The 24,504-nt window shown below is 44.3% G+C and carries 36 protein-coding genes, 1 other RNA gene and 7 pseudogenes; 10 read left to right on the top strand and 34 right to left on the bottom strand.

All coding sequences use genetic code 11. From position 1 onward, the window contains the following. Nucleotides 1-18: 18 nt before the first annotated feature. Together JCM16159_RS12335 and JCM16159_RS12330 are read left to right on the top strand one after the other, a co-directional pair. Nucleotides 19-414, top strand: a complete 396-nt coding sequence (locus tag JCM16159_RS12335; RefSeq protein WP_243666867.1) for a hypothetical protein — start codon at nt 19-21, stop codon at nt 412-414. An 82-nt stretch (nt 415-496) separates the two neighbouring features. Further along, nucleotides 497-772 carry a hypothetical protein gene (locus tag JCM16159_RS12330; protein ID WP_054858016.1) on the top strand — a complete coding sequence of 92 codons (276 nt, stop codon included), beginning with the start codon at nt 497-499 and terminating at the stop codon, nt 770-772. Here JCM16159_RS12330 and JCM16159_RS12325 read toward each other — a convergent pair. From JCM16159_RS12325 to JCM16159_RS12260, 18 genes and pseudogenes are all read right to left on the bottom strand, one after another. Beyond that, a complete protein-coding gene (locus tag JCM16159_RS12325; protein ID WP_054858015.1) occupies nt 769-1,320 on the bottom strand; it encodes an XTP/dITP diphosphatase in 552 nt (183 codons plus the stop codon). The genes JCM16159_RS12330 and JCM16159_RS12325 overlap by 4 nt on opposite strands. A gap of 48 nt (nt 1,321-1,368) precedes the next feature. Continuing rightward, nucleotides 1,369-2,120: pseudogene (locus JCM16159_RS12320) on the bottom strand (thioredoxin family protein). 68 nt (nt 2,121-2,188) lie between these two features. Beyond that, nucleotides 2,189-2,638 carry a hypothetical protein gene (locus tag JCM16159_RS12315; RefSeq protein WP_054858014.1) on the bottom strand — a complete coding sequence of 150 codons (450 nt, stop codon included), beginning with the start codon at nt 2,636-2,638 and terminating at the stop codon, nt 2,189-2,191. Between the two features lie 253 nt (nt 2,639-2,891). Further along, a complete protein-coding gene (locus tag JCM16159_RS12310) occupies nt 2,892-3,389 on the bottom strand; it encodes a hypothetical protein (protein WP_054858013.1) in 498 nt (165 codons plus the stop codon). 62 nt (nt 3,390-3,451) lie between these two features. Beyond that, nucleotides 3,452-3,637 carry a hypothetical protein gene (locus JCM16159_RS12305; protein WP_243666866.1) on the bottom strand — a complete coding sequence of 62 codons (186 nt, stop codon included), beginning with the start codon at nt 3,635-3,637 and terminating at the stop codon, nt 3,452-3,454. Then, complete coding sequence (locus JCM16159_RS12300) at nt 3,624-4,451, bottom strand: hypothetical protein (RefSeq protein ID WP_054858011.1); 828 nt, start codon at nt 4,449-4,451, stop codon at nt 3,624-3,626. Before JCM16159_RS12300 ends, JCM16159_RS12305 begins: the two co-directional genes overlap by 14 nt. Nucleotides 4,452-4,864: 413 nt before the next feature. Further along, on the bottom strand, nt 4,865-5,110 hold the full coding sequence (locus JCM16159_RS12295) for a 50S ribosomal protein L23 (RefSeq protein WP_054858024.1): 246 nt from the start codon (nt 5,108-5,110) through the stop codon (nt 4,865-4,867). Between the two features lie 5 nt (nt 5,111-5,115). Then, on the bottom strand, nt 5,116-5,952 hold the full coding sequence (gene rpl4p / locus JCM16159_RS12290) for a 50S ribosomal protein L4 (RefSeq protein WP_054858010.1): 837 nt from the start codon (nt 5,950-5,952) through the stop codon (nt 5,116-5,118). Next, nucleotides 5,949-6,976, bottom strand: a pseudogene (locus tag JCM16159_RS12285) (50S ribosomal protein L3). The gene rpl4p and the pseudogene JCM16159_RS12285 overlap by 4 nt, the downstream one beginning before the upstream one ends. 51 nt (nt 6,977-7,027) lie before the next feature. Beyond that, nucleotides 7,028-7,444 carry a putative RNA uridine N3 methyltransferase gene (locus tag JCM16159_RS19645; RefSeq protein WP_367834513.1) on the bottom strand — a complete coding sequence of 139 codons (417 nt, stop codon included), beginning with the start codon at nt 7,442-7,444 and terminating at the stop codon, nt 7,028-7,030. Nucleotides 7,445-7,655: 211 nt separating this feature from the next. Further along, complete coding sequence (locus JCM16159_RS19640; RefSeq protein WP_367834512.1) at nt 7,656-7,886, bottom strand: putative RNA uridine N3 methyltransferase; 231 nt, start codon at nt 7,884-7,886, stop codon at nt 7,656-7,658. Between the two features lie 31 nt (nt 7,887-7,917). Continuing rightward, nucleotides 7,918-8,052 carry a hypothetical protein gene (locus JCM16159_RS19635; protein WP_367834511.1) on the bottom strand — a complete coding sequence of 45 codons (135 nt, stop codon included), beginning with the start codon at nt 8,050-8,052 and terminating at the stop codon, nt 7,918-7,920. A 210-nt stretch (nt 8,053-8,262) separates the two neighbouring features. After that, entirely contained in the window at nt 8,263-8,967 is a 705-nt protein-coding gene (locus JCM16159_RS19630) for a hypothetical protein (RefSeq protein WP_367834510.1), read from the bottom strand. Between the two features lie 2 nt (nt 8,968-8,969). After that, complete coding sequence (locus JCM16159_RS19625) at nt 8,970-9,311, bottom strand: hypothetical protein (protein ID WP_367834509.1); 342 nt, start codon at nt 9,309-9,311, stop codon at nt 8,970-8,972. Further along, nucleotides 9,308-9,628: a hypothetical protein gene (locus tag JCM16159_RS19620; protein WP_367834508.1), complete on the bottom strand. Its 321-nt coding sequence runs from the start codon at nt 9,626-9,628 to the stop codon at nt 9,308-9,310. The genes JCM16159_RS19625 and JCM16159_RS19620 overlap by 4 nt, the downstream gene beginning before the upstream one ends. A gap of 331 nt (nt 9,629-9,959) precedes the next feature. Further along, nucleotides 9,960-10,433 carry an uL15 family ribosomal protein gene (locus tag JCM16159_RS12270; RefSeq protein ID WP_054858008.1) on the bottom strand — a complete coding sequence of 158 codons (474 nt, stop codon included), beginning with the start codon at nt 10,431-10,433 and terminating at the stop codon, nt 9,960-9,962. Nucleotides 10,434-10,568: 135 nt separating this feature from the next. Next, nucleotides 10,569-11,102 (bottom strand): annotated as a pseudogene (locus JCM16159_RS19615) (50S ribosomal protein L30). A 49-nt stretch (nt 11,103-11,151) separates the two neighbouring features. Beyond that, nucleotides 11,152-11,761: pseudogene (locus tag JCM16159_RS12260) on the bottom strand (30S ribosomal protein S5). Between the two features lie 114 nt (nt 11,762-11,875). Between JCM16159_RS12260 and JCM16159_RS12255 the strand changes: the two are divergent. The 4 genes from JCM16159_RS12255 (at nt 11,876) to JCM16159_RS17825 (ending at nt 14,207) form a co-directional block, all read left to right on the top strand. Next, nucleotides 11,876-12,355 (top strand): hypothetical protein, encoded by a 480-nt coding sequence (locus JCM16159_RS12255; RefSeq protein WP_054858006.1) that lies wholly within the window; start codon nt 11,876-11,878, stop codon nt 12,353-12,355. A gap of 78 nt (nt 12,356-12,433) precedes the next feature. Next, entirely contained in the window at nt 12,434-12,805 is a 372-nt protein-coding gene (locus JCM16159_RS12250; RefSeq protein WP_243666864.1) for a hypothetical protein, read from the top strand. A 75-nt stretch (nt 12,806-12,880) separates the two neighbouring features. Further along, nucleotides 12,881-13,897: a type II/IV secretion system ATPase subunit gene (locus tag JCM16159_RS12245; protein ID WP_243666863.1), complete on the top strand. Its 1,017-nt coding sequence runs from the start codon at nt 12,881-12,883 to the stop codon at nt 13,895-13,897. After that, the gene (locus tag JCM16159_RS17825; RefSeq protein ID WP_243666862.1) at nt 13,842-14,207 is read left to right on the top strand and encodes a hypothetical protein; all 366 of its coding nucleotides are present in this window, start codon (nt 13,842-13,844) and stop codon (nt 14,205-14,207) included. The genes JCM16159_RS12245 and JCM16159_RS17825 overlap by 56 nt, the downstream gene beginning before the upstream one ends. 279 nt (nt 14,208-14,486) lie before the next feature. Here JCM16159_RS17825 and ffs read toward each other — a convergent pair. Then, nucleotides 14,487-14,808, bottom strand: an RNA gene (gene ffs, locus JCM16159_RS17820) — signal recognition particle sRNA. Nucleotides 14,809-14,894: 86 nt separating this feature from the next. Between ffs and JCM16159_RS12240 the strand changes: the two genes are divergently transcribed. Then, the gene (locus JCM16159_RS12240; RefSeq protein ID WP_243666861.1) at nt 14,895-15,506 is read left to right on the top strand and encodes a hypothetical protein; all 612 of its coding nucleotides are present in this window, start codon (nt 14,895-14,897) and stop codon (nt 15,504-15,506) included. Nucleotides 15,507-15,536: 30 nt separating this feature from the next. Next, nucleotides 15,537-16,016: a hypothetical protein gene (locus JCM16159_RS12235; RefSeq protein ID WP_054858004.1), complete on the top strand. Its 480-nt coding sequence runs from the start codon at nt 15,537-15,539 to the stop codon at nt 16,014-16,016. On the opposite strand, the pseudogene JCM16159_RS12230 reads toward JCM16159_RS12235, so the two are convergent. From JCM16159_RS12230 to JCM16159_RS12210, 8 genes and pseudogenes are all read right to left on the bottom strand, one after another. Beyond that, nucleotides 15,991-16,487, bottom strand: a pseudogene (locus JCM16159_RS12230) (adenosine-specific kinase). The gene JCM16159_RS12235 and the pseudogene JCM16159_RS12230 sit on opposite strands and share 26 nt — an antisense overlap. 24 nt (nt 16,488-16,511) lie before the next feature. Then, a complete protein-coding gene (locus JCM16159_RS12225; protein WP_243666860.1) occupies nt 16,512-16,883 on the bottom strand; it encodes a hypothetical protein in 372 nt (123 codons plus the stop codon). 84 nt (nt 16,884-16,967) lie between these two features. Then, complete coding sequence (locus JCM16159_RS17815) at nt 16,968-17,141, bottom strand: hypothetical protein (protein WP_243666859.1); 174 nt, start codon at nt 17,139-17,141, stop codon at nt 16,968-16,970. 32 nt (nt 17,142-17,173) lie between these two features. After that, nucleotides 17,174-17,524 (bottom strand): hypothetical protein, encoded by a 351-nt coding sequence (locus JCM16159_RS17810; RefSeq protein ID WP_243666858.1) that lies wholly within the window; start codon nt 17,522-17,524, stop codon nt 17,174-17,176. Beyond that, on the bottom strand, nt 17,521-17,862 hold the full coding sequence (locus JCM16159_RS17805) for a hypothetical protein (RefSeq protein WP_243666857.1): 342 nt from the start codon (nt 17,860-17,862) through the stop codon (nt 17,521-17,523). Before JCM16159_RS17805 ends, JCM16159_RS17810 begins: the two co-directional genes overlap by 4 nt. A 128-nt stretch (nt 17,863-17,990) precedes the next feature. Continuing rightward, a complete protein-coding gene (locus JCM16159_RS17800) occupies nt 17,991-18,716 on the bottom strand; it encodes a type II secretion system F family protein (protein ID WP_243666856.1) in 726 nt (241 codons plus the stop codon). Between the two features lie 32 nt (nt 18,717-18,748). After that, on the bottom strand, nt 18,749-19,636 hold the full coding sequence (gene prs / locus JCM16159_RS12215) for a ribose-phosphate diphosphokinase (protein ID WP_054858023.1): 888 nt from the start codon (nt 19,634-19,636) through the stop codon (nt 18,749-18,751). Between the two features lie 38 nt (nt 19,637-19,674). After that, complete coding sequence (locus JCM16159_RS12210; protein WP_054858003.1) at nt 19,675-20,109, bottom strand: RNA-binding domain-containing protein; 435 nt, start codon at nt 20,107-20,109, stop codon at nt 19,675-19,677. Between the two features lie 118 nt (nt 20,110-20,227). On the opposite strand from JCM16159_RS12210, the gene JCM16159_RS12205 reads away from it, so the two are divergent. Beyond that, entirely contained in the window at nt 20,228-20,890 is a 663-nt protein-coding gene (locus JCM16159_RS12205) for an HAD family hydrolase (protein ID WP_054858002.1), read from the top strand. A gap of 2 nt (nt 20,891-20,892) precedes the next feature. On the opposite strand, the gene JCM16159_RS12200 is transcribed toward JCM16159_RS12205, so the two are convergent. Next, entirely contained in the window at nt 20,893-21,366 is a 474-nt protein-coding gene (locus JCM16159_RS12200) for a ribosomal protein L13e (protein ID WP_054858022.1), read from the bottom strand. 100 nt (nt 21,367-21,466) lie between these two features. On the opposite strand from JCM16159_RS12200, the gene JCM16159_RS12195 reads away from it, so the two are divergent. After that, nucleotides 21,467-21,817, top strand: coding sequence for a hypothetical protein (locus JCM16159_RS12195; RefSeq protein WP_054858001.1), 351 nt, complete (start codon nt 21,467-21,469; stop codon nt 21,815-21,817). Here the strand turns inward: JCM16159_RS12195 and JCM16159_RS19610 are convergent. The 6 genes and pseudogenes from JCM16159_RS19610 to JCM16159_RS12175 form a co-directional block, all read right to left on the bottom strand. Continuing rightward, nucleotides 21,803-21,931 (bottom strand): hypothetical protein, encoded by a 129-nt coding sequence (locus JCM16159_RS19610; protein WP_367834507.1) that lies wholly within the window; start codon nt 21,929-21,931, stop codon nt 21,803-21,805. The two genes, JCM16159_RS12195 and JCM16159_RS19610, sit on opposite strands and share 15 nt — an antisense overlap. Before the next feature lie 32 nt (nt 21,932-21,963). Beyond that, nucleotides 21,964-22,173 (bottom strand): hypothetical protein, encoded by a 210-nt coding sequence (locus tag JCM16159_RS17795; RefSeq protein ID WP_243666855.1) that lies wholly within the window; start codon nt 22,171-22,173, stop codon nt 21,964-21,966. Next, nucleotides 22,163-22,357 (bottom strand): hypothetical protein, encoded by a 195-nt coding sequence (locus JCM16159_RS17790; protein ID WP_243666854.1) that lies wholly within the window; start codon nt 22,355-22,357, stop codon nt 22,163-22,165. Before JCM16159_RS17790 ends, JCM16159_RS17795 begins: the two co-directional genes overlap by 11 nt. Nucleotides 22,358-22,365: 8 nt before the next feature. After that, a complete protein-coding gene (locus JCM16159_RS17785) occupies nt 22,366-22,560 on the bottom strand; it encodes an HIT family protein (RefSeq protein ID WP_243666853.1) in 195 nt (64 codons plus the stop codon). Nucleotides 22,561-22,609: 49 nt separating this feature from the next. After that, nucleotides 22,610-23,619: pseudogene (locus tag JCM16159_RS12180) on the bottom strand (transcription initiation factor IIB). A 69-nt stretch (nt 23,620-23,688) separates the two neighbouring features. Continuing rightward, nucleotides 23,689-24,504, bottom strand: a pseudogene (locus JCM16159_RS12175) (replication factor C small subunit); the annotation flags it as partial.

The raw sequence follows: 24,504 nt of genomic DNA, 5'->3' as shown, positions 1-24,504 counted from the left end.
CCAGAAGCACATACCCTAATGATGAATAGGTATGGATTAACACTCATAATAGTTCTATTTACAATGATCTTACTCACAACGAACCTGGTGGTGATGGGATACACCATAAATAACACTTTCATAATGCAGTTAAACAACAATATTACCCAGGGCCTAAGTAAATGCGGAATAAATCCATCAACAATATACATAGTATCAAGCGCCACAACGATAACAAACAACGCAGTTGTAGTTAAAATGGCCTCAACAGCTGGTAATTACACCGTTGAGTTAAGTATAATGGCTGCGAATAATCAATTACCGATCGATGAGATAAACATAACAGTTACCAGAGATAATGTTGTACTTTGTAACCTAACAATACCAGTAAGTAGTGCATCGGGTTTGTATAACTATACCATAGAAAAAAAATAGCTACTTCATAGAATTAATATCCTATAGTGGCTCTCCACCCACAATTATTAATAGTTCGACTTCATTAACTACATATGGAACAATGATCAATTCAGTAATAATAGTACCTGAGGGCACAGGCAATATAATATGCACCACTGGTTCGCCCTCCATACCCGTATATATGGTGTACATATTCGGCAGGCCCATGCTCTATATAATACAACCATCAAAGCCGATAACATCCGTACTGTGTAGGTACAGTCAATCATTAAACATAAGTTACCTATTAATGTCACTGCTCATTGGTATAGCGGCGGCATTGATTTACGAAGTTGCACTAATAATGATTAAGATTAATCGTTTGAGAATTACCTAATAACCAAGTACCCAGGGACCTAAATGCCCTAGCCTATGGGACAACTTATTCTTAATATCAATGCCTAGCTCGGCGAAGGTCTTATCATAACCATCAGGTATGAATATTGGATCGAACCCAAAGCCCTCAGAACCCCTAGGCTCCATTGCTATACTTCCACGTACGATACCGGTAAATAGCTTAATGTTGATTTTAGGGCCGCATAGGCCAACCACGGACTTAAAGTAGGCTGACCTATCCTCAACACCGCTCATTAGCTTTAAAATGCCTGTAAGCCCTATTGTTTTATAGACATAGGCTGAGTATGGACCTGGAAATCCATTTAGCCTATTTATGAATAGACCATCATCCTCAACAACGAAGTAATTAGTAACGTTACTACTGCATATTTCACCTAGTGCATTGCTAACAATATCTTCAAGGTTATCGCTCTGTATCTCAATCTTCTTATGTTCACGGTCAATCACAAGATTCACACCGAACTCTCTAAGGACTAATGAAGCCTCATGGAATTTAGCCTCATTGCCTGTTACAAAGAATATCCTCATGCCTATTCATTTTTACTAACCGGCTTTAACTTTAATATTTTAAGGGAATCACTGCAGATTCACACCACTATAATCAAGAACCTTCTTTAACAAATCACTTTCTGGAGGAACACCTATGAACTCCACATTACCGACCTCCTGATCCTCCCTCTTAAGCACAACAGTAGCACGGCAGTAACTTGATAAGCATCGGCAATATCACTCTCCTCATAAGCCTCAACCGTTACTGAAACAACCTTACCCTTACTATCATATGCAAACATGTTAGCCATTAGGACTGCATACGGGCAGTATGGGCATGATGGTGTGACAACGGTCATGACCTCAACCCTCCTACTATTGCCCGAGTTTATCAAGGCCTCGAGACCCTTCTTCGTTTTAGGCCTTAACTTCGTTTCACCAACGGAGACCCTCACTATGGTCTCTATGAAGGCCCTAACCTCCTCACCAAGTGGTGCCCCTAGGTACCTAATTGCACCATCAAGCAGGTATATTACGGGGACCCTCTGTGGCTCAACGTTGTACTTAGTGAAGGCGTCACTATTCTCCTCATACTTAATCTTCCTCAGCACTAACTTACCAGGAGGCGCCAGTTCAGCTAGCAGATCCAGTAATTCCTCGGTTGGTACGCACCAATTGGTGTCCCTATTGCCACAAGTGTTGCTAGTGAAGAATAGTACCTCGACCGGGTTCTTCATTTGAGATAGTATCTCCTTTATTATCTCCTTAGTTTCTTCATCAACCTCTATGTGTGGTACCTCTGCAGTGCCTTGTGGCTTCTCGAAGGGTGTTGCGGACATTCTATCTTCGTAGGAAGTAACCCCTATAAAAAGCCTTTTTTCCCATTATTTTCAGTAATTTAGGGTGTTCACGAGCTCCTCGATCTCTTGGACCTACTCTTAGACCCCTTACTGCCTTTGGACTTCCTGCCTTTCCTCTTTCTTTTCTTTTTCCTCGACTTCCTGGACTTCCTAGTCTCCTTTAACTCGCCCGAGACCTTGTCAATAATCTCCTTAATTACCCCACTTGATATCCATGAATTGACCTTATTCAATTCATTATCTATTACATCATTAATTAATGACTGTCCAACCTGGTCAGCACCTATCAGCAATACCTTAGCCAATGCCTTGCCTGACTCCAGGCTTATAATGCTCGAAAACTCCTCACCAAGTCTCTCCTTAATATACCTCCTTAATCTCCTATAACTCTCCTCATTAAAGCCATCGATGCGCAGAACCTCCAGTAGAAATGACTGATTATCCTTAATGAAAGCAAGCCGCAACACGTCATTGCTAACCTCCTTAATTACGTCCACGACCAAGAACTAAACCAAGCACTAATAAATCTTACACCGCGCCTTACCCACCGACACAGGTATTAACTCATGCATTACATGATGAGTACTAAGTACCTGTGAATTAATTACATGATTCACCAATCAGTACTTAAAGGATTCCTCATCAAATCAGCGAGGTGAAGCATCCTCATCATAATACAAATGCACTAGTGCATTTAAATAGTTTTTCACATGATTGGAGAACCACGCATGGCCGATTGATCCAACCCAGTCATTGATAATGCCTAATTGGGAATGGCAATACGCAATCCCTATCCTCATCCACGAAGAATAACCTATCGCCGGGAGCCACATACTTCATTAATTCAATAATGGCTCTCCAGTTCTTACGTGGTGTGACAGCAATCACGTGAAATCCGTCCTTTCCATACGAGAGGTTCGTGTTTATGAGCCACGTGCCACCCACACTCACGGAGTACTCCACATTATACCTCTTGTTATATCCACCATAAATGCTCGCATCAACATCCTCCTTAAGTCTTACCCACCCATCGGTGAATAGGTAATCCATATCGGTAATGCTCGTCCAGTCAGGATAATCATCAAATAAATGAATTATTAAATCATCAACGATACTCTCGGTCAATTCCTTGATCTTAGCCGCAGCCTCCTCAATGGTGTTACCATCAATGTGCGGTGCTGGTAGATAATCCCTAATTATACCTGCCTTGGCGTTGATCATTATTAGCTCATGATCCAGCTCATGCATCTGCGCATAACTAATTATATGTGGCGTAAGTCGTCGGAGGTAGGTCTCTGTCCCGGAAATACTTATGGACGCTCCTTACGTTCTCTCCTCCTTTCATGACCCTTAATTCTCGACTTAATCGATGTTCTCATCATAACCTCTATTTTCGGATTACCACCGGCCTGCTTGAGGTAAATAGTTACCTTATTTGCCCTAGACGTTCTCAATAGATTTGCAACATTACCCCACTCGTCGTTACTCCTCGCCATACTCCTCACCGCATTCCCACTCAGGTAGGATCCTATTCTCCTCTTCCTCACGCATCAACTCCCTCATTAACCTCTCCTCCTCCTGCTCTTCCTCCTCCCTTTCTATTTTATCGAGGTCCCCGATCTCCACGTTCCTACGACCAACGACACTCACCACAGCTCTCTTAACCATGGTCCAATACTCCTGCGGCGATCTGACAATTATTGATATACCCTCGTCTTCCTCCATGGGAGGCTCCACTTGGATTATGTACCTTGGCCTTGGGACCACCTCATAAAGGAACGTAAACTCATTGGCGTGCCTGTGTACTGACCAAACTCTCACCTTACCATCCGTGAACAAGTGACTGTTACCCCTAACCTCAATCTCATTTTTATCCCTCCTCGTCCCAAGACTTAAGTAAACGTTTACGTTACGAAATGGTGATAACAAACCCTTAATCATCGATAACGCATCCTCAAGTGGTATATCGTTGTGAACTTCAAGGTTCGTTATGAATTCCGTAAGGGAACCTGCCTTATTAATGACTTGGCAATTATTGAAGGATAGGCCATGTTCGTATATGTACGTCACCGCTTGTTTTGCCAGTTCATGTAATTGATTCACTGGGGCTATTATGTTAATGTCCATAATGGAGGCGTAATGCCTTGACTTTGATCGGTTCTGCACTATTTCAATTTCATCATAAACACTCACACTCGCCTGAACCCTTGACTGTCTCCCTTTGTACAGGGTCATGAATAAATCCTCAGGCTCATAATCATTAACCAACTCAAGTACCTTATTCCATATGAGTAATGCGTTGTGTACCATAATTCAGTAATTCCTTAAGGTATTTATTAAGATACCTTTATTTTCAATTTATTACCAACCACGGTCAACAAGCACGATGGGAAACACACTATGTAGGATCGCACAATTAATATTCAAGTGAGGAATTTCATGGAGGTTCTTACCGTTAAGAACACCAGATGCGATGTTCTGGGTCTATGCTGTCCAATGTCACAAATACTTTTAACCATGTAATTAACCACCTAATCGATGATGCAAGGACTTAAGTACTGATTGATGAGGAGGAACCCACGTGCTGATTTTATGGGTTAGGTCCGACAATTCAGCGCGGTATCAATGTACTTTATTTAATTATGACCTTAATGAATACGTATAAAGCCAATCACTAAATTTAGAGGGATATTAATTTAGATCAGGGTGTTGAAAATACCCTATCATACCAGGCCTAGTCGTCCAAGTAAATCATAGGCATTATACTCAGAGGTTAACTTTACGTAAGCCTTCTTTTCACCAGTCATTGTTATTAACGTATTCACATTCTCGACTTTAACGTTATACGTCTTCTCCACGTAATCCCTAATCTCCTTCTTACTGGCGTTTCTCGGGACGATAATCGTTATCTTATTCTCCCTCTCGGCAAGCCTAAGACTTTTCTCTGTGAGTACGAACCTCACTATCATGCCCCTCACCCCATGAACAAGCCCTTTCTCAATTCCTCAATCGCTCCTGAGACCCATAATGTTAGCCTACCAGGGACACCACCAGGTGCTAGGTACAGCACGCTTAAGTTCCTCACAGGAACAACATCAACACCAGGTAGATTCCTAGCAACCTTAATGACCGGGGCATCAACGGTTGATGTCACAATAAGTAGGCTCTTGCCCTCCTTATACCTCCTACCCCTCATCTTACCCTTACCAGACCTAACCCTAATCCTTTCGGCAACCCTCTCAACATCATCCCAAAGACCGAGTGACGTAAGAACCTTCTTTAGATCCGCCATAACACCAATCCTCTCAAATTCATCACTAACAATGAGTGGTATTTGGGGAACCTTATTAACAATGTGACCCCTGGCAATGACGAAGTCCTTAATTGCGGTTGCGGCTATGGCCGACCTAATGGCCTTCCTACGCTCCCTCTTATTAATCCTCTCATGAAGAACCTTCTCAACCTTGGGTGGGTGAGCCCTCCTACCCTTAACGACATTTGGTGCGAACCTTGCCGTGGGCCATAGACTGCCCTTAACCCTAGGAACCCTCGCCAGGCCAAGCCCTATGCCGAAACTCACTGCGGTAGTCCTCTTACCGGCCATTGGGTCTGTACCCTTGGGCTGTAGCCTAGCCGTTAACGCACTAATGTAGGCTCTAAGTATTAAGTCTGGCCTTATTGGCTCGAAGAATTGCTGAGACAGTGAAATCTCGCCAATGGCGTTACCGCTTAAGTCGAGTACCTTCACTGCCGTTGGTATGGCGTACTTCGGCCTTATTAGTGGTGATAGGTCTAGGGACGCCATGCTCATACACCCTGCAGTGGCTGTGTTGATAGCCAGACTATTTGAACCTTACCAGTTGGGTAGGTCTGTGGCCTAGGCCTCACTGGAAACCTAAGCGTCACAAGTCTCTTGACAACGCCAGGTACTGTACCCTCAAGGACGATGTACGGCCCCTTAATAACGCCGTAATGCGGGAAGCCCGAGCTTGGGGTTATCTCGGCACCGTTCATGCCTATCCTGAGTATTCTCTTATTATACTCAGTCCTCTTATGCAGGCCCATCTGTCCAGGCCTCGGCGTTGTGAATGTTAGGGCTGGATTCTGCGGACCAATGGCTCCAATCCTCCTGTAACCCTTCCTATGCTTATGCCACTTGGGCAGTATCTTGACGTTAAACCTCTTAACAACGCCCTGCCAGCCCTTACCCTTAGTTATTGCCGCAACATCTACGTACTGACCCTCACTAAATACGTCATTAATGCCTATGTCCTTGCCAAGTATGGAATCAGCAAACTTAATTAATTGGTTAGCATCATCAACACCACCTATTGGTATTTCCAATATCTCGGGTGTCTTCTTACCAATGCCGCTAAGCCTTGGTTGTGTGGCCACGATGGCCCTGACCTCCGTTATCACGTCCACGTTATCGAGTATCCTCTTCATCATCTCCTCCTTATTGAACTTCTCAGGTAGTGTTGATATTTTTCTGGCAATGTCCTTGGGAACATCAGGCATCCAGACCTCACCCAAGCTCAACTTCAGATTTTTCCAGGGATCGTACGTGTATGCCTGAAGGCTATTACCTTAATCGGCGGGGCATCAAGTATTGTGACTGGCTTAATAACCTCCTTGCTGTAGAACGGGCTTGTGGGCCTATCATCAATGACCACGGCATGGGCCATGCCGGCCTTATAGGCTGCGAAACCAAGCAGTAGGGGCTTCCCTGGGTGTGGGTCAGGCCATACGTTGAACTTCGCCACTAATGACTCAGCGCGCTTCCTTGGGTAGTAAGCCATGGATCCGCGCTTTGGCCTATGAATCTTTAAACCCATAGTTCAGCCTACGTAGTCACAACCCTATTTAAAAATTATTAGTTCCCTGGACTAGGGCAACGAACCATGCAGGTACCTAACCAGGTTTAGTATTGATAGCACCGCTATCACGGCCTCCTCAGTCCTCACAGTCTCAACACCCTGACCGGGTATGAAATTAATGAATGGGTACTTCCTCAACGCCCACTCCATGCCCTCAGCCCTTAGGATCTCGTCAACACCATGATACGGAGAACCAAATATCACGAGAACCCTGTCCCTGCCCAGGGCATTCCTTACGTGCTCCATTGCGTCTTTAATACCAGTGCCCTCCTTGCCCGTTAGGATTGCATAGTCGTAATTACTAAATAACTTACTAATATCCATAACCTCCGACTCAAAGCCCCAGTAAATGCCCAGACGTTCCCTCGGGATAACATGCGCCCTATATGTATCATCCCTAGTAGTTGGCGCATCAACCTGGACCACGACCCTGGTACCAGCGGCATTGGCTTGGGTACCTTGGCATAAACCCCATCACCAATCTTAATTATTGAGAAATAGCCATCCCACCTAACAACAACGCCTTCCCTATACTCACCCTTTCCTGGCTTACCCCCAGGCGCGTGATTAGGCGTCTTTAGCGGCGGCAGCAATCCAGCATACCTGAGATCCCTATCTAGCTTGAATAGGTCCTTTCTTAGGTATGGTGCGTTGCCAGGTACTGGAGACTCTTTAGTATGAAGTTAGCCCTGTCCCTCTCACCAGCTAATCTATGCCTATAAATAATGATCTTACTCACCTGGAATATGGCCGCGCCCCTGCCCAGGTAACCAATCTTCCTAATGGCCTCCCTATCGTCAGGCACCTCCGCAAGGAAGTCGCTGGGTATTGCAATGTCAATGATTGGTTTTAATCTAGAAACCCTCATTAAAAACCCACTAACTTAACCTTGGAATTAATTACTTCTTTCCTCCCTTAGCCTGCTTACCTTGCTGTTGCTGTGTCGACCCGCCAGTCTCAGTTAATGCCTTACCTAGCCTCCTCTCCTCCTCCTCACTTGTCATGAATAAGCTCGTCCTCTGTCTACCGCCCACGAAAACTACAGATGTGGTCTCAATTTATAAGTTTTTTTCACGTTTAGAATTTCGTAGAGTAGACATTGATGGGCGTTAATTGGCTATCAAAATACGGTATTAGCCAGGGCGATGGTAACTTACACAGCGCCAGATTTCTCGACAGGAGGTATTCCATAGGCTTATTGATGTAACCCAGCCGTAGGGTACAGGTTTAGAAATTTCTGAAACTTAAAGGTTGGGAAAGGCGTCATTCCTTACCAAGGAGTCTCTTAAGCCTGGGTAGATCTCGAATAACTGCTCCTGCAACGCTAATGAGTAGTACTGTATTACGATCTCCACGACTAATATCAAGCCAATACCGCCGCCAAAGACTCCGGCTATATCGCCAAGGGCTGCAATTACGCCGACGATTAAACCGCTAATTATTGTTAGCATCCTGATGTACCTATCAAGGAACCTAGCGATGACCCTTGGGCTCGGCCTAAAGCCAGGTATTTGCATGCCACCCTGTACTATGTACTTAGCCTGATCCTCAGCGCTTAGGCCGGCTAAGTTAACCCAAACAATGGCGAATACTACGGACAATACAGCATACATCACTATATGCACTGCTATGTATACCGCATCGATGTTTCTAGGCACTACCGTGAAGTAGTAAAGCAGTGAGTTGGGGCATGGTATTAAGCCGAGGTTTGTCATATGGGCGCAGGCTAACCAATTAAGGAACGGGTTGGCGTTGGCCTTATTGTATGCGCTCCAAAGTAGTGTTAGGCCTTCACCTATTAGGTACACGGTATATGCCGTGAATATTATTGGTAGTACCGACACGTACATGAGCTTCAGGGGCACAGAGTACCTATAGCCCCTGTACTGCACGAGGGCCACCGGTATCGATACCTCCATGAGCTCCAGGTAAAGTACTATGAGGGCCAAAGTTACTGTGCTATTAGGCCAGTTAGGCTCGGTAAATTCACTTGGTAAAGTATACCCATTAGGTAACTTAGGTTACCGGCCATTGCGTAGTATATCGCCGCGGCCAACGCGGGGATTGCGCCGTAGGGCATCACAGTACCTGGTAGGGTAAATGGTGAGAAGGCCATTGCGAACATTTGCTTAACAATAGTCACCAATATAAACAGCGATATGCCACTGCCCAGTCCCCATCCCTTGGATATCATGTCATCCATCAGGATTATTATTACCGTAGCAACCAACAATTGAATGACTATTAAGGCGCCGCCAAGGGCATTAACGGGGATTAACTGCCCGCTGGTCACCAGGCTATTGCCTCAAGGAGACCAAAGACAATCGCCAGCAGCTTAAGTAATGCGTTAAACTTCGCCTGATCCTCTGGGTCTTCAAGGTCTACATTAATCATGTCCGAGAAAACGAGGATCTCGAGTATTATGCCGGCCACGACTATCGGCGTTATACCCAACTGAGCCAGTGTTCCAAAGGTTATGCCAAGTATGGATGCTATGGCTGGCGATAGGAAGAATGACGGCGTTGTGGGGCTAAGACCATAGAGCGGGGTTATTGACATCAACAGGTAAACAGTCACCGCCAAGAATGTCCAGAACAACCTTGAACCCATTCCCAGGGCCTCCCTGGCTTAGGCACAGTTGGCATTAAGCGTAGTATTGGTTCCACGATATCGATAAACCTACGCCCACCAGTACTAGCCATTCATCATCCCCTGCCTCGTTAGAGTTCCATCGTTTGAGGAGGTTTTTAAGCTTTAGGATTTTTCCTCGCTTTGCCGCTTTTCATCATTAGTAGTACCAATAACCTTAAGTAAACATCGCATTAAGATCCAACGAAAACTCTTTTGCATTAACCATCCCATGCCGTGATCATCACAATCCAAATTCCCAATCCTATCAAACAATCCATAATTAAGTTGTTGTTTTTACCTACAACCCTAACTATGAATGTACAATACCCCTAATCAACTCCACGGAACCCCCAGCAGACCTTATCTTCTCCTCAGCCTTCCTAGAAACCCAGGCCGCCCTAACAATCATGGGCCTACTAACCCTACCCCTACCAAGCAACTTATTAAAACCAATCCTCAATAAGTCAACGACGTACTTACCATCAACCACCTGCACTAATCCCCTACTGACTAACTCATCAAGCATTGAGTCAAGCTCACCAACATTAATGCACAGCTTGGCCGCGACTATCGTCTCGGGCTGCTTAAAACCATGCTTGCCAAAGAATGGGTAACCACTGGAGTCCTCCGCATACTTCAACACCAACGACCACTTATGCTTATGAAGACCTGACTTACCCCTACCACCGCTGGAACCACTCTTCCTATGCTGACCAACCCTACCCCAGCCATGCGTCCTCGAACCCCTATACTTCCTAACCTTCCTCTCAAATCTCCTAACCATGACTACGACTGACTATTGAAACCCTTAATAAATTTTATGACCTTCCCTCCATGAACCAAAGGATGGAGAAATCATGCAAACCTGAGGTGATGTATTATTACTTTATTATTTTTGTTGTTTATAGCATCTTAAGTATTAACTCATTAATGGCAATGCCCTATAACCCAAGTCGCCACCTTCATTAAACCCCCTCTTAATGCTCCTAAGGCCGCCTGACGGGGGATGGAGCCTAAAGAAGGCTTTAGGCCAGGTATGCAGAGCACCTTATTGCCTGACCTCGGCCACGGCTTATTCTCAGGACAGGCAAGTTGATTAACCTCACCCATTACGTATGCCAACGCAAACTCCTCAATACTTGACCAACCATACCTCTTAACCCAATCGTCAGTTAATGCTTATAGCAACGAGCCTACCCCTCCTCCTTAATAATTCGGCCAGGGTATCAGCATCTATCTCGCCCCAGGTGACCCAGTCCTTAACAACATTAAGCATTCCCATGTATGATGGCCTCTCATCAATGACGATGCATGTATACCTCCTCCTCAACCTAAGGAGATCCAGCGCTCTCTCAACATCGGGCGATGTATCCGCCAAACCCTTAAGCCTAATTACGGCAATCCGCGTGTAAGGCGCTTCCTTAACGGCCTGTGCACCCTCCTGAACCTGCATAGTCAGTGCCCAATAAACCAATGATTTATTAAGCTTTAGCCTCACGGGACTAGATGGAGAAGGCGTAGGTCTTCCTTAACGCGTCATACGTGGCCTTAACCAAGTTGTGCGTTGTCCTCGTCTCGCCCCATGCGTATGACCAAACATCCTTAACACCCGCAAGCCTGAGAACCACCTTAGCGGCGTCGGCAGCCACAAGCCCGACACCCTTAGGCGCTGGTATGAGTATGACCCTAACACTACCGCTCTTGCCAACTACCTTAAATGGAACACTATGCGCTCATCACATGAGCAGTGCCATGAACCACAACCCCTCCTGACCGGTATTATGTTAAGCTTCGCCTCCCTAATAGCCTTCTCAATAGCCTGATTAACCTGCCTACCCTTACCCATGCCGACGCCACATAACCATCCTCATTACCGATGACCACAGCCACCTGGAACTGACTAACCTCACCAGCGTCAGTCTGCCTCTGCACAATGTTTATACTAACAACCTCATGCTTAAGATTGGGCAGGAAGAAGTCAATGATCTCAGACTCCTTAATGGGTAGATTAAGCCTAAATAAATCGTCAATAGACTTAACCTTACCCTCCTTAACCAACCTACCAACCCACGTCCTAGGCTGCCAAGCCTCAGCAACAGACTCAGTACTCATCGGTCAAGGCGTAACTAAACCATTTAAAAAGATTTACACCACGCAAGTGATAGACGAATAACGAGGAATAATTACTGTAGTCCCTTATTAAGCGGTTGAGTATTAATAACTAGGATGGCACTGGATAGGTTAATAGCCGAGGCAATGCTGTTGATTGGCTCGATATACCTAGGCTACGCCTTATTCATCGTACTCGGCCACATGGGGTTGGCCTTATCATTAATGAACTCCATAAACCAAATGGCGGGCACAAGCGTTTACATACCGGACGCCGTGATCGTAACCAACGGGTCAATTAACCAGTTATACCTGGTGATTTATAACGATGGGCATACATCAATAAACCTGAAGAACATATACATGAACTGCCAGGGCAACACCATAGAAGTAAAAATGAATAATACATACCTGGCTCCAGAAAACTACATAATAATCAATAGACAGATACCCTACCAGCAATGCAGGTTAGTGCCTTATTCTGCATTGCAAATACCACAATATGCATGGTGTACGAAACAAACACTACGCAGTACATCATTTCATGAACTTTTAACCATTAGTGACTTAAATATCAACTTGAGACTAACCTACTGATGTATTACGGAAGTAATACAAGAAAAATAAGCAGACAAAAAAAGAGGGGACTTAAGTGGGCCGATATACACGATACTCATGATAGTCTTCGTAATAGTGGCCGCGATAATGCTGTATAATTACTTCCAATCAAGAACCTCGGTACTAACAACGCAGGCGCAAATAAGTATAGTCAACCCACAACTGGCAGGTAATGTATACTCAATAACCGTGGAAAACATAGGTACAACACCAATAACTTTAACCTCAATAAACATATACCCACAGGACTCACAGACACCCATAGTGTCGCAGCCATTAAATACATCGTTAAATCCAGGTCAGTCGACAAGCATTGTTGGTACATCATCGACACAGTTCATAACGGGCAATAAGTACATAGTCGTCATTGAGGGGCAAACGGGAAACGGACAAACAGTTGCTGCAGAGAGCATAGCGATTTCCCAGTGAGATCCTAGCTATCTCATTAAATCTCCATTAAAATTACGTTAGTGGCTTATATCTTTATTTGGGAATCAATAGTTGATGAGTAATTACGTGGTTAATGTCGATATAGATGGATTTACATTTAGAATACCCGTCTCCATAGTCACCAGGGAAGACACATACTACTACATAGTTAAGGAGCCTAAATGCGATACGCAGTGCGTAGATTTGAAGGGCAAGGTCATTGACACCATGAGACAGCGAAGTATAACGATATTCGATGCCATGAACGAGACATTAAGGAACTTAGGTAGTAAACAATTGATGGAGCCTATAATCTACTATCTATTGAGGGATTTGAGGGGGTATGGACCGATAACGGTGCCCCTTTTCGACCCTAACATTGAGGAAGTCGAACTTAATAATTGGTCATACCCAATAACTGTGGTACATAGAGATTTACCAGGAATTAGGCTTGTGACGAATATCAGGTTTAACTCTGAGGTTGAGGCCAGGGACTTCATAATGAGCATTAGCAAGAGGGGGTTGCCTAGATCTGTCTCATTATTAAAGCCGTACTTAGAGACCATACTCCCTGAGGGCCATAGATTTACTGGAACAATTGGTGAGATAACCATAGGGCCAACCTTCAGTATAAGGAAATTCCCACCGCAATCCCTAACCCTTGAGGAACTGATACTAAAGGGTACACTAAAGCCCAGCGCGGCTGCTTACCTATGGCTAATCACTGAACTTAAGGGCTTCATAATGATTAGCGGCCCAATGAGCAGCGGAAAAACAACACTACTAAGCGCAATAGCCAGTAAGCTACCTATTTACTCGAAGATTGTAACGATAGAAGACACACCGGAAATACGCCTACCGCACCCGCACTGGGTTAGAATGTTTACTAGGGAAAACGAGGATGAGCGATCAAGAATAAACATGTTCGACTTAGTTAAGTTAGCAGTGAGATACCGACCAGATTACATAATTGTTGGTGAAGTCAGAGGTGAAGAAGTTCACGCACTTTTTTCAAGCATCGGCCCTTGGTCACGGCATGTTAACCACATTCCACGCATCAACACCCGAAGAACTACTGATAAGATTAACTAACCCACCGTTGAACGTAAATATTGGCAACCTACAACTACTATCAAGTGTCGTCTTCACAACAATAAGAAATGGCAAGAGAATAGTTAGTAATATTGTGGAGCCTATAATTAACAATGGCTCAATAGAGTTCCAGAGCATACTGACGAATTCTGGCGATGTCGACATAAAGAAGAGCATTAGATTGAGAATACTGGAGAAGGCCTATGGAATAGACATCAACAAAGAATTGATAAGGAGGGAAAACATGCTTAAGAATAGTAATGCAAATTATGAATATGAAATTGAGAAAATAACCACAATAAATAATTAAGTACAAACCAATTATTTATTCAATAATTCACAAATACGTCAATCACCGCCGCGTATAACTAACCCCAGGAACATGAATTACCAACAAGGAAACAGGCTATCCTATGCAGAATAGTTAATCCTAACCAACAGGCCCTCATTAAACCTGAACAACATTGAGACTAAAGTATACACATTATTAGTAAGCATGTATTCCAGTTAAATGTAGACAGTAATTGCGATAATACATGAACAAAATGCGTACAAATCAATGATAATTAAGAACACGAATTAAATAAAGACGGGACCCAACCCCATGTAATGCCTTACGTGACAAACCAGGGATTTCACCGGCCCGTTCTCCAACCGGCAACCCCCTGAACGCGCCCACCCCGACTTAGGGCCGCTCCCTCCCGGGCCTAACCCGGTTCGTCGGGATCCGTAACCGGCCAACCCTACGGTTGACCGGCTACGGCGTGGACGCCCCAGGGGACCGGTTATCATTGAGGTACCGGTGGTCCCTGGTTTGTCACGTAAGGCATTACATGGGTTTCGGCCTCCGAACCCATCGGCTGGGTTTTGCCCAGGGGAGGGTTGGGTAGACCCTCCAGGCCCGGTCCCTGTTTAGGTTTTTGCTTATGGAAAAATAAATTTTTTTTCATTGAATATGGGCGGTAGGTTTATTTTTCTGTTCTCGATAATCTGCCTGATGGGTAATTCCGTTGTTGATGAATTCATTAGGTCATTGGTTGGTGATGCTGATGGTGAAATTATTAAGGAGGTTATTAGGATTAGTTATGCAGTTGCGTCCTTCGTTATTTATGGCATGACCTCGCTCATGAGAGAAGGTAAGGGTTCCAGGCTTTCCCTAGTTATTTCCCTATCGAGGATATTCAATGCTGACTTCATGAAGGATGTCTTTGAGGTTCTCTTTGCCTCTCAGGGTGATGGTGATGACGCCGTTGACGCCGCTGGTATCGTCTCCGAGACCTACACAATTAAGTTAATTTATGGCCATGAGGAGAGGAAGACCAGACCCAGTTTCCTGAAGCCCGTTAGGGTTGATCATAGCGTTTACGCAGCCGTTTATAACGATGTTAGGACCTATATTGATGACTTCGAGAATAGGAACAATGTTGCCTTTGGTCTTCTTGGTAACGTAATATCCATATTACTTACCACGGTAATTATTATGTTAATTATCGGCATGTGCCAGGGCGTAAGGAGTGAGGGTTATCCTGACGGTATTAGGGACTTCCTTGACTATGCACTTACGCAGAGTACGCACATGGCTCTTTCCGAGTTGCTTAGTCATGGATAAGAATTTAACTGGGTATTAACCAAGTACTGCGTGGTTGATGAGGTTATTGAGGCTAGGGATTACGTGGCTCAACTGATCAGTAAGGGTTGGTTTAGGCACGCGGTCGGTGAACGTGGCATCAAGTACATAGTTACGCTATTGAGGTTCATAGACTTAAATTACAGGGAGTGCTCCGTAAACCTCGACATAGACTTCCTAGTGAACCTGCTGGATGATTACTACAACACGGAGAGTAGGATAAGATACTTCATTAGGGAATTAATGAGGATCCAGGGGTATGACAACATCGCCAGGCAATTAATAAGCGCTTACCCAGTGCTACCACCCGACATCAGGGAATTCCTAGACAACATTGCCAAGTCCCTACCCTCAGACGCAGCTCCAGGTACTCTAGTTGAGCAAGCAATTAATGAATTAATGAGAGAATTGGAGGGTTTTAGGGAGAAGTTGGTCTCAATAATTAATATTGCGAGGTCCCAATGCCCTAAAGCTTATAGCCAAACCTCCTAACCAACTCCCTACGTTCCTTAATGTCGGCATCACCCTCAACACCAAGTGGTGAATGACCATCAACAACACCAACAACACCCCTCCTCTCGGGGGCTATCTCGGCGACGATAACGGAGAGGGGGTTTGCAGTGGCGGCGTATATATTCACCACCTCAACCACGTGCTTAATTGCATTGAGCACATTTATTGGCCATGCATTCCTTAGGTAAATCACGAACGTATGACCAGCTGCGATTTTTCTGCAAAGGTCTATGGCTAATTTCCTTAACTCCTCATCAGTGCCTCATGCCTAATTAATCTCTTACCGGACGCCTCGCAGAAGGCTAGGCCAAACTTTATGTTTGGTACCGTGTTTACGAGTGCTTCGTAAATGTCCTCAAGAGTCTTTATGAAGTGGCTGTGGCCTATTATTACGTTTGTACCCTCTGGTATTGGTACGTCTATTACCTCGAACTTTATGCCCTGGGACATTACGATTAATCACTATGGAATACTTTAAGCATTACCGCCATGTAACCTCCTCACTATGTAACCAAGCGTCTCAAGCATGCTACTTGGCGTGTAGCCCTTCCTGGTCCTCTTTAAACGTACCTTATTCTCGCCATACACTATCCTCACGTTTTTCCTCGTAATACTTATTGTAATGGTCTTCATAAGGTCAACATACGGCTCATAAACGAACCTCTCGCCATTATATGTATACCTACCAAGGAATGTGTAGTAATTTGTGTTTGTTAACTTGATTACCTTACTAATGATAGGCGAGAATGCGAAAAGCAATTTCGTGAATTTATCGTCGTCAAGCCTTACGTAGTCATGCTCACTGACGATCGCGGAAAGTAATACGCCATTTATTGCCTGGGACACGAATAAACCACTAGGCCCGGTAATGCTGAGCGCCTGATGTCATGTCCCTTTGTGAAGGACATTAGGCCTGTTAATACGGCCATGTCACCTAGCCTCTAGTGGTGTTCCGTCCGCTGGGCACTTATAGAAGGTCTTCTTGGCGCATGTCGGGCAGTATATAGCGTGGCACTTTGGGCATACGTAGTAATCATCATACTTAAATAACTTCTTACCGCACCTCCAGCACCTGCCAATTACTAGGGTCCTTGGTACGTACACAACTACGCTTGACTCCCAGCTCTTTTAAAGTCTTACGCCAACACGGGTATTTCCACGGCCATGAACATTAGGGCCAGGGTTAGTGGTATTGGTAGTGCGTACTTAATTGTTGGGTTTATGGTTAGGTTGCTAAGTAGTGATGCCAGTAGTGATACGGATAGGCTTATTATGTATGCCGTGAGTAATAGAGGCATTAGCACCGCATTGATACTGGGCATTGATAAACCAACTAATGAATAAGGCGCATTACTAATTATTGAACTTATCGTTGAGACCACAAACCTACTTATGTATGTTATCCCGGCAAATATAAATGGTAGTGAGTAATTAAGTATCTGTAATGATCTTGCGCCATAACCAATGCCTGTGATTATCGTCTTCAACTCGAGGAATACCTCAACAAGCCTATCGAGGGCCTTTGATGGAGAACCAAGGTTGATATCTCCCTCAGAATGCTAATTGCGAATTTTATTAACCATGGACCACGAACCTCAGCGGCACTACCAGGTTGGTTAATTCTTTGTAGGTATGTAATTAATGGGCGTGGGTATGGATTATCAATAACCCTCTCAAAGGCCGCACCTATGCTTACGCCTGCCTTAACAATCTCTGCTATGTCACGTGTTAGGTCGGGTAGTGCCATTATTGAGTTCCTTATGTCATTTATCTTACGAGACACTAATACGGATAGCAGAAGTGGTGGTAATACTAACGAGATCACACCCTTAACCCCAAGGTAAATTATGAGGAGGATGGCAACCATGGTTGAGGTGATCAATACCATGTACGTGTTTTTATCGTGCATGAGGTTGATGCGTATTATGTACGGTATTGATTGATGAACTCTTATTATAAAGCTGGTAATAATAGCGCCACAGCCGGCATTATGTATAGTATTGCATAGCTCATGCCGAGTATCGTCGTGATTATCACAAAGAGTATTAGTATAACTAGCGATGATACTATTGCCACAACCACATCAATTATTTGCCTAGATAGTGAGGATAATTTATTACCTAGCATTGAAAGGTACGTGTTCTCAATACTCCTCACGTAATTACTCACATCACCGCTATAGCCCCACACTGATACGTAACCATTTATAAATCTCTGAAACTCAATGCTCGGATGTAGCCTAGCCCTTAATTGCATGGCTCTCGTTAACGAGTTCGTGGTCAGCGAATACCTCTTGATTAACGACCACTCCCTACCAATCCACCGAAGCCCAACCCTAGTACTTATCTCAAATGCGTGGGTTATGTCTCCACCAACATCGTGAATTATGTCAAGTAAAACCACGAAGAATGGTAATTCCCACTCAATATTCTCCTTAACCGTATCCACTGAGTAAATTGCCCAGGTTAACGTGAGTAAGGTAGGTAATAATGGTATTGGCATTAGAATTAATGGTAAAAATAGTGATTTGGTGAGTAAGTACGTAATGAGTGGTATTGGTATTAATGAGTATGTCAGTATCTCGATTAATGATGATGCCTTATCAACATTCCATGAGTAACCACCCACAAGCGCCTTCTTACTCAAGTAATCTCTCAACACTTGCCCCAGCGTCCTCACATACAGTATTTCTCAATACGATTAATAAACCACTACTTTAATAATCCCCTAATCACATTAACTATTAGGTTATTCACATTAATCTCTGAGTACCTAGTTGGTATTGTGTTTGAGCAGGTTATTGAGGAAACCCCAGCCTCAAACATTCTTGAGTCTGCCATGTTCAGTAATAGGCAATGCGTCGCAATCGCATGAATCTTTACAGCACCTAAGGACCTTAATATTTTCGTGGCCTCTATTATCGTGCCCCCAGTAGCTATTATATCATCTATTATGAAAACCTCCTTACCAGCTACATCAAGTTCCTTGGGCTTCATGGTGACCTCACCCGTGACTCTATCACGGAACTTCTCAAGGTAACTAAACGAAGCCCCCAAATACTCACTGACCTTCCTAACCCTCCATAGTGAACCGACGTCTGGGCTCAGTAGTACCACATTATTCATTTTCCCGAGCCTACTCGCGTAAAGCTCGAAAGGCTCTATGTTAATGCATTGAGTATTGGCTATCCTGAAAGCCTCGGGTTTGTGAACATCCACGGTAATTATCGATGATGCACCAATGGATGAAAACAGGGAAAGCATTGTTTGTAGGCTTATAGGCTCACCATCCCTAAATCTCCTGTCCTGCCTTGAGTAGGGTAGGTAGGGAAGAACAATGTGTATGTGCTTGACACCTAAGTCACGCGCGGCATGTGTTGCGAGCATTACCTGAATAAGCCTAGTGTTTTGATCAGGGTAAGCCCTTTGAATGAGTATTAAGCCATCGTAAGTCGACACATCAATGGGATACCTAACGTATGACTCACCGTCAGGGAATTGCTTAGTCTCAAGCGTGGCGTGGGTTAGTCCTAGCGTCCTCGCTATATCATCACCCACGTCTGATGACCACGGAAACGACGCAACTAAGTACCTCACCACGATTAGTGGATTACCCAACACCTTTTTAGAATTTATCTTTATGGGTCGTCGGGAGGCTGAACCTCATAGAGTCTCTTACCCCTCGATGTTTTCGGCGCTAACCAATCAATTAGCCTCCTTGGGTCATTAGTTTCAACAATAAATGTTATGGGGCCCAATGGGCTTTCATTCTCCTCAGTTACAAATGTAAGGACCCCCGCATAGGCCGCTTGCTTATGTAGGTAAAATACCACCCTATTACCATCGATGCCCCTCATCAATACTGAGCGTGCGCTGTCCTCAATACCCTGCTCCTTAATTAAGTTGTGTACCTTAATCAATGATTTAAAGCCATTCCCCAGAGCAACGATGTATTTCTTACCCTCACTCTCCTCAATCCTTATCTCATCATAAATAAACACATTGCTTAATGCCCTCCTGACCTTCTCCTCATCCTCCGTGGGCCTAACCTCGACCCATACCTCAATCCTCACGTTAATGATATAGTTTGTGGCGTTTTAAGGATTTGGTGCCGTGCACATTAATCTTTAAATATTCAACTAAAGTTTGGGTCCCGTATGAAGACGCTATTTTTTTGAAGTACTCAATACATTGGTTAGGCTAACGCATTTTGAGACTGAGAGTGCTAAGTTAATCAAGGATGAACTAAACATAAAGGTCTCACTCGATGAACTCACGAATCAGTTTAAGAAGGAGTGGGAGGATAGGTACAACATGTTGATAAGCAAGGGCGTCTATAGGTCATTGAGACAATTGGCCAGGGAGACCATGATATCACTACTGAAGAAGTACTCCTTAAGCCTGAGCCCAGCTGAACTTGATTATTTTGGTAATGCAGTATCATCACTGATTGTAGAGACGTCAGAGCTCTATCCCGATGTTATTAATACCATAGACTCGCTATCCCAAATGAACATACCCATGTACATACTCACAAACCTGGACAATGATGTAGCAAAGAAAATACTCCTAAAGAATAACCTACTTAGGTACTTTAAGGGTGTCGTCAGCTCAGACCTAACAAAGGTTGGTAAACCAGCCGTTAAGATCTTCCAAGCAGCCCTAAACAGGGCCGGCGTATCACCAAGTGATGCCTTAATCGTTAGTGGCTTGATTGAGGATGTAATTGGCGCGAAATTCCTTGATTTAAAGGTCGTGTTTGTGAAGAGAACGAGCGTGCAATTACCCGTTAAACCATTTTATGAAATAGATTCATTGACGCAATTACCAGAGATAATAAGCAAACTTACCTAGTTTTAATGACCACCCTTGGCCCTAACAACCTCATGCCTCCTCCTCTCTGTCCTCTCCCTGGCCTTCTTCCTCCACTTATGAACATGGGTCTCCCTTAACACAACACTCACTAAACCTCTCATCCTACGACCAGCAGGCGTCAATGCCCTGAATACTCTACCCTTCTTACGCTTAATCTTAACGGCCTTAGGCAATGCAGGTTCAGGCGGTAGCACCTCACCCTTAATGACCTTATTCAGCCAATCCCTAAGTCTCTGCACGTTAATGTCCCAAACAGTGTCTCTGTTTATATCAACCCTAATGCCCAATAACCTAGCCTCTCCAGGCGTTAACCCAACAGCCTTAACTTCACCAATTGAGTAGCCCCTACCAACCCTCCACTCATTACCTAAAACACCACCACTACTAATCAACCTAGGCCGCTTAACGAGTGGATCCGGTGGTGGTAAAACTGGTGGTTGCGTTGCTTGCGACATCCTGCTTACGTACTCATTGCCCCCTTTATAAGTATTAATATCATTCATGGTACTACCGGGGAGAATACTTAATTAATGCATTGCATTTAGGACTAGGTCAATGTATAGGTTGTTCACGTACATGGCCTTGGTACGGTACGTGGAGTTCATACTCATAGTACTTGACTTTGCCTACCTTGGCGTTCTCAACCCATTGAATAAGTTCTTAGTAGCAATATTGATGACGGCTATTGTTTACTCGTTACTAGCCGTGGCGAATTACTCCTTCATCATGAGTATGTGGATAATACTACTACTTGTTCTAGCAGTAACTAGCGCGGATGTGGTGTTGCTTGTTCTGGCTGTTATGACACCGTCAATGTCGACAATCGGCTTATACACCATGTGCTTCATAAATATCATTCTCGATGTACTAGTAATAGTTATGGTTATCGAGTTAGTAAGGAGATAAGGTAATGATACCCCTGACCGGATAATCACCTAATCGACCGATTATTACGGCTTCAATTAATATCTTAATCTCCGTATCATTAACAACATTACCCTTGTTAATAACCCTAACCATGTTTCCATGAACCTCAACATCAATATTATCCGTTAGTGCTTAACATTAACTATCATAATATGAATTAGTGATGGATATATCGGCAGCATCAACTCATGAAAGGTAGATACCCTCACTTTCTTCTTGAGTATTCTAGAGGCGGTTACGACTATTCTATAATCATTAACCATAGCCGTGAATACGGAAAAACCAATAATCAATATTATTATCGATATTATCAGGTCAATGATCTCAAAGGCCATACTCCCTCACCGCATTCCTTATCCTACTCACGGAATCCCTAACCGTCTCCGGAACAACCTTAACATTGTAGAAGAGGGTCATGAAGCTAACGTCACCATTCCACCTAGGAACTACTTGTGTGTGCACATGCGGCGTTAATGATATAGCCACATTAAAACCATGCGGATTATATATTTTAGCCAAAATATTGATTAATTTTTTTTCGTCATATCCATAAGCTCAGTAAATAATGACTCATCAATTTCATTAATTGATTGATGCATTATTGGTGCAATTATTAAGTGCCCATTATTGAATGGGTGCGGATTATGAAGAACTATGATCCTTTCATTCCTGATTATTACCAATTCCTCATTACGCATTAATTCACAGATCTCGCATCCCACACAAATTCCCAGGAAGACTAGGGAAAATTAATTTTTAAGGTTTTTAACCCTACTTTATCGGTATCTTAATGTTTAACTCTCTAGCCAACTCCTTATACCTATTCCTAACCGTAACTTCGGTGACTTGGGCGGCCATAGCCACTTCCTTCTGTGTCCTGACCTCACCCCTCAGGAGAGATGCTATATAAACAGCGGCAGCGGCGAGACCGGCTGGATCCTTACCCGCCGTTAGGCCCTTCTTCTTGGCCTGCTCAAGAATATTAAGGGCCTCCTTAAGTATCTCGCCACTAAGCTTCAGCTGCTCGACAATCCTTGGAACATAGAGCTTAGGATCACTAAGCGGCAATCTAACACCCAATTCCCTGGCAATGAGCCTGAAGCACCTGGCAACCTCCTTCCTACTCGCCCTAGTGTATTGACTAATCTCATCAAGGCTCCTGGGCATACCAATCTTCCTACAGGCCATGTGCAGGCAAGCAGCCACAATAGCCTCAACGCTCCTACCCCTAACTAACCCTTTCGTAAGCACTTGCTCATAAATACCCATGGCCTCATCAACGCAGGCCTTCGGTATGCCCAGCTGCGATGATATCCTGCTCAACTCATTCATTGCCTGTATGATGTTACGCTCATAACTCGTCTGAACCCTAACCCTCTGTTGCCACTTCCTATACTTCAGAATCTCAAGCTTCCTCTTAATATCAAGCTCCTTACCACTCGCATCCTTGGTTGCCCAGTCAATCGTCGTCGTCAAAGCCTCACTGGTTAACCTATTAAGTGGGCCACCAGCCCTCGCCCTAGTTTCCTTTTCCTCAGCCGTGAAAGCCCTCCACTCAGGCTTAAGTCAATAACATGCTCAAGAACAACTGAACCGCATTTAGCACAAATTACTTGGCCATTTTCGTAATCGAAAATGAACGTTGTTGACCCACAGTATGGACACACAAGCTTTTCTTCGCCCTCAGATTTAAATTCTATAATCTTACCCGATACCCTTAATTTATTTAGTAAATTAGATCCGCCTTGCTGGTCCTTCCTTTCCTGCTCGGGGTTAGACATAAATATCCCCTATTAAAGCTTTTCGCACATCATTTAATTATTTATAAACCTTTCTCTCCATAAAAAAAATTATTTATAACCTTCATGAAGTAACTTCCTGATCCTGGCAAGTAATCCATATACCTGCAACTCACCGCTTGATCCCTGAGTAGCCTATAATGATGCTCGCTAACGATATACACAGCCTTGGGCTTTAATTCCTCCGGAACCTTTAACTGCGAGGTTGCCGAGACAACCTCCCTATGAATTATCTTAATGATGTCGAGGGGGTCGGCGCCCTCATTCCTTATTAATGACACCACCTCCTTAACCGCCTTGCCGAAGTCGCCAATCACCGCCTCCGTAATTATCGCCCTAACCCTGGTTGGGCTAACCTTGCCCAATGCCCTATAAACCACCTCCTCGTCGACAACGCCACCAAACGAAGCAGCGGCCTGTAGTGTGTTTATTGCCTTTCTCATGTCTCCCTGGCTTATGTCCCATATTGCTCGAGGGCCTCATCAGTGACCTTAACACCCTCCCTCGAAGCAATCTCCCTAAGCCTACCAAGCACGGCATCCTTAGGCAGGGGAGAAAACCTGAATAGGGAGCACCTTGACTGTATTGGTTCGATAATGCCGGAGGGATAATTCGCAAGTAGTATGAATCTGACGGATGCCGTGTACATCTCCATTATCCTCCTAAGGGCTTGCTGGGCATCTGGCGTCATGTTATCAGCCTCATCAAGAATTATTAGCCTGAAGGGCGCTTTCACGGTAGGCATGGTCTTTGCGAACTCCTTGACCTTCTCCCTAATCATCGCTATACCCCTCTCGTCACTCGCATTAAGCTCTAGAGTATTCTCACGCCAAGCATCACCATAAAGTTCACGGGCAATGGCAAGAG

This window comes from Vulcanisaeta sp. JCM 16159 (assembly GCF_001316265.1).
In the GTDB taxonomy this organism is placed as follows: domain Archaea; phylum Thermoproteota; class Thermoprotei; order Thermoproteales; family Thermocladiaceae; genus Vulcanisaeta.
The sequence above is the reverse complement of the archived record's forward strand: the minus strand, read 5'-3'. Positions and strand labels throughout refer to the sequence as shown.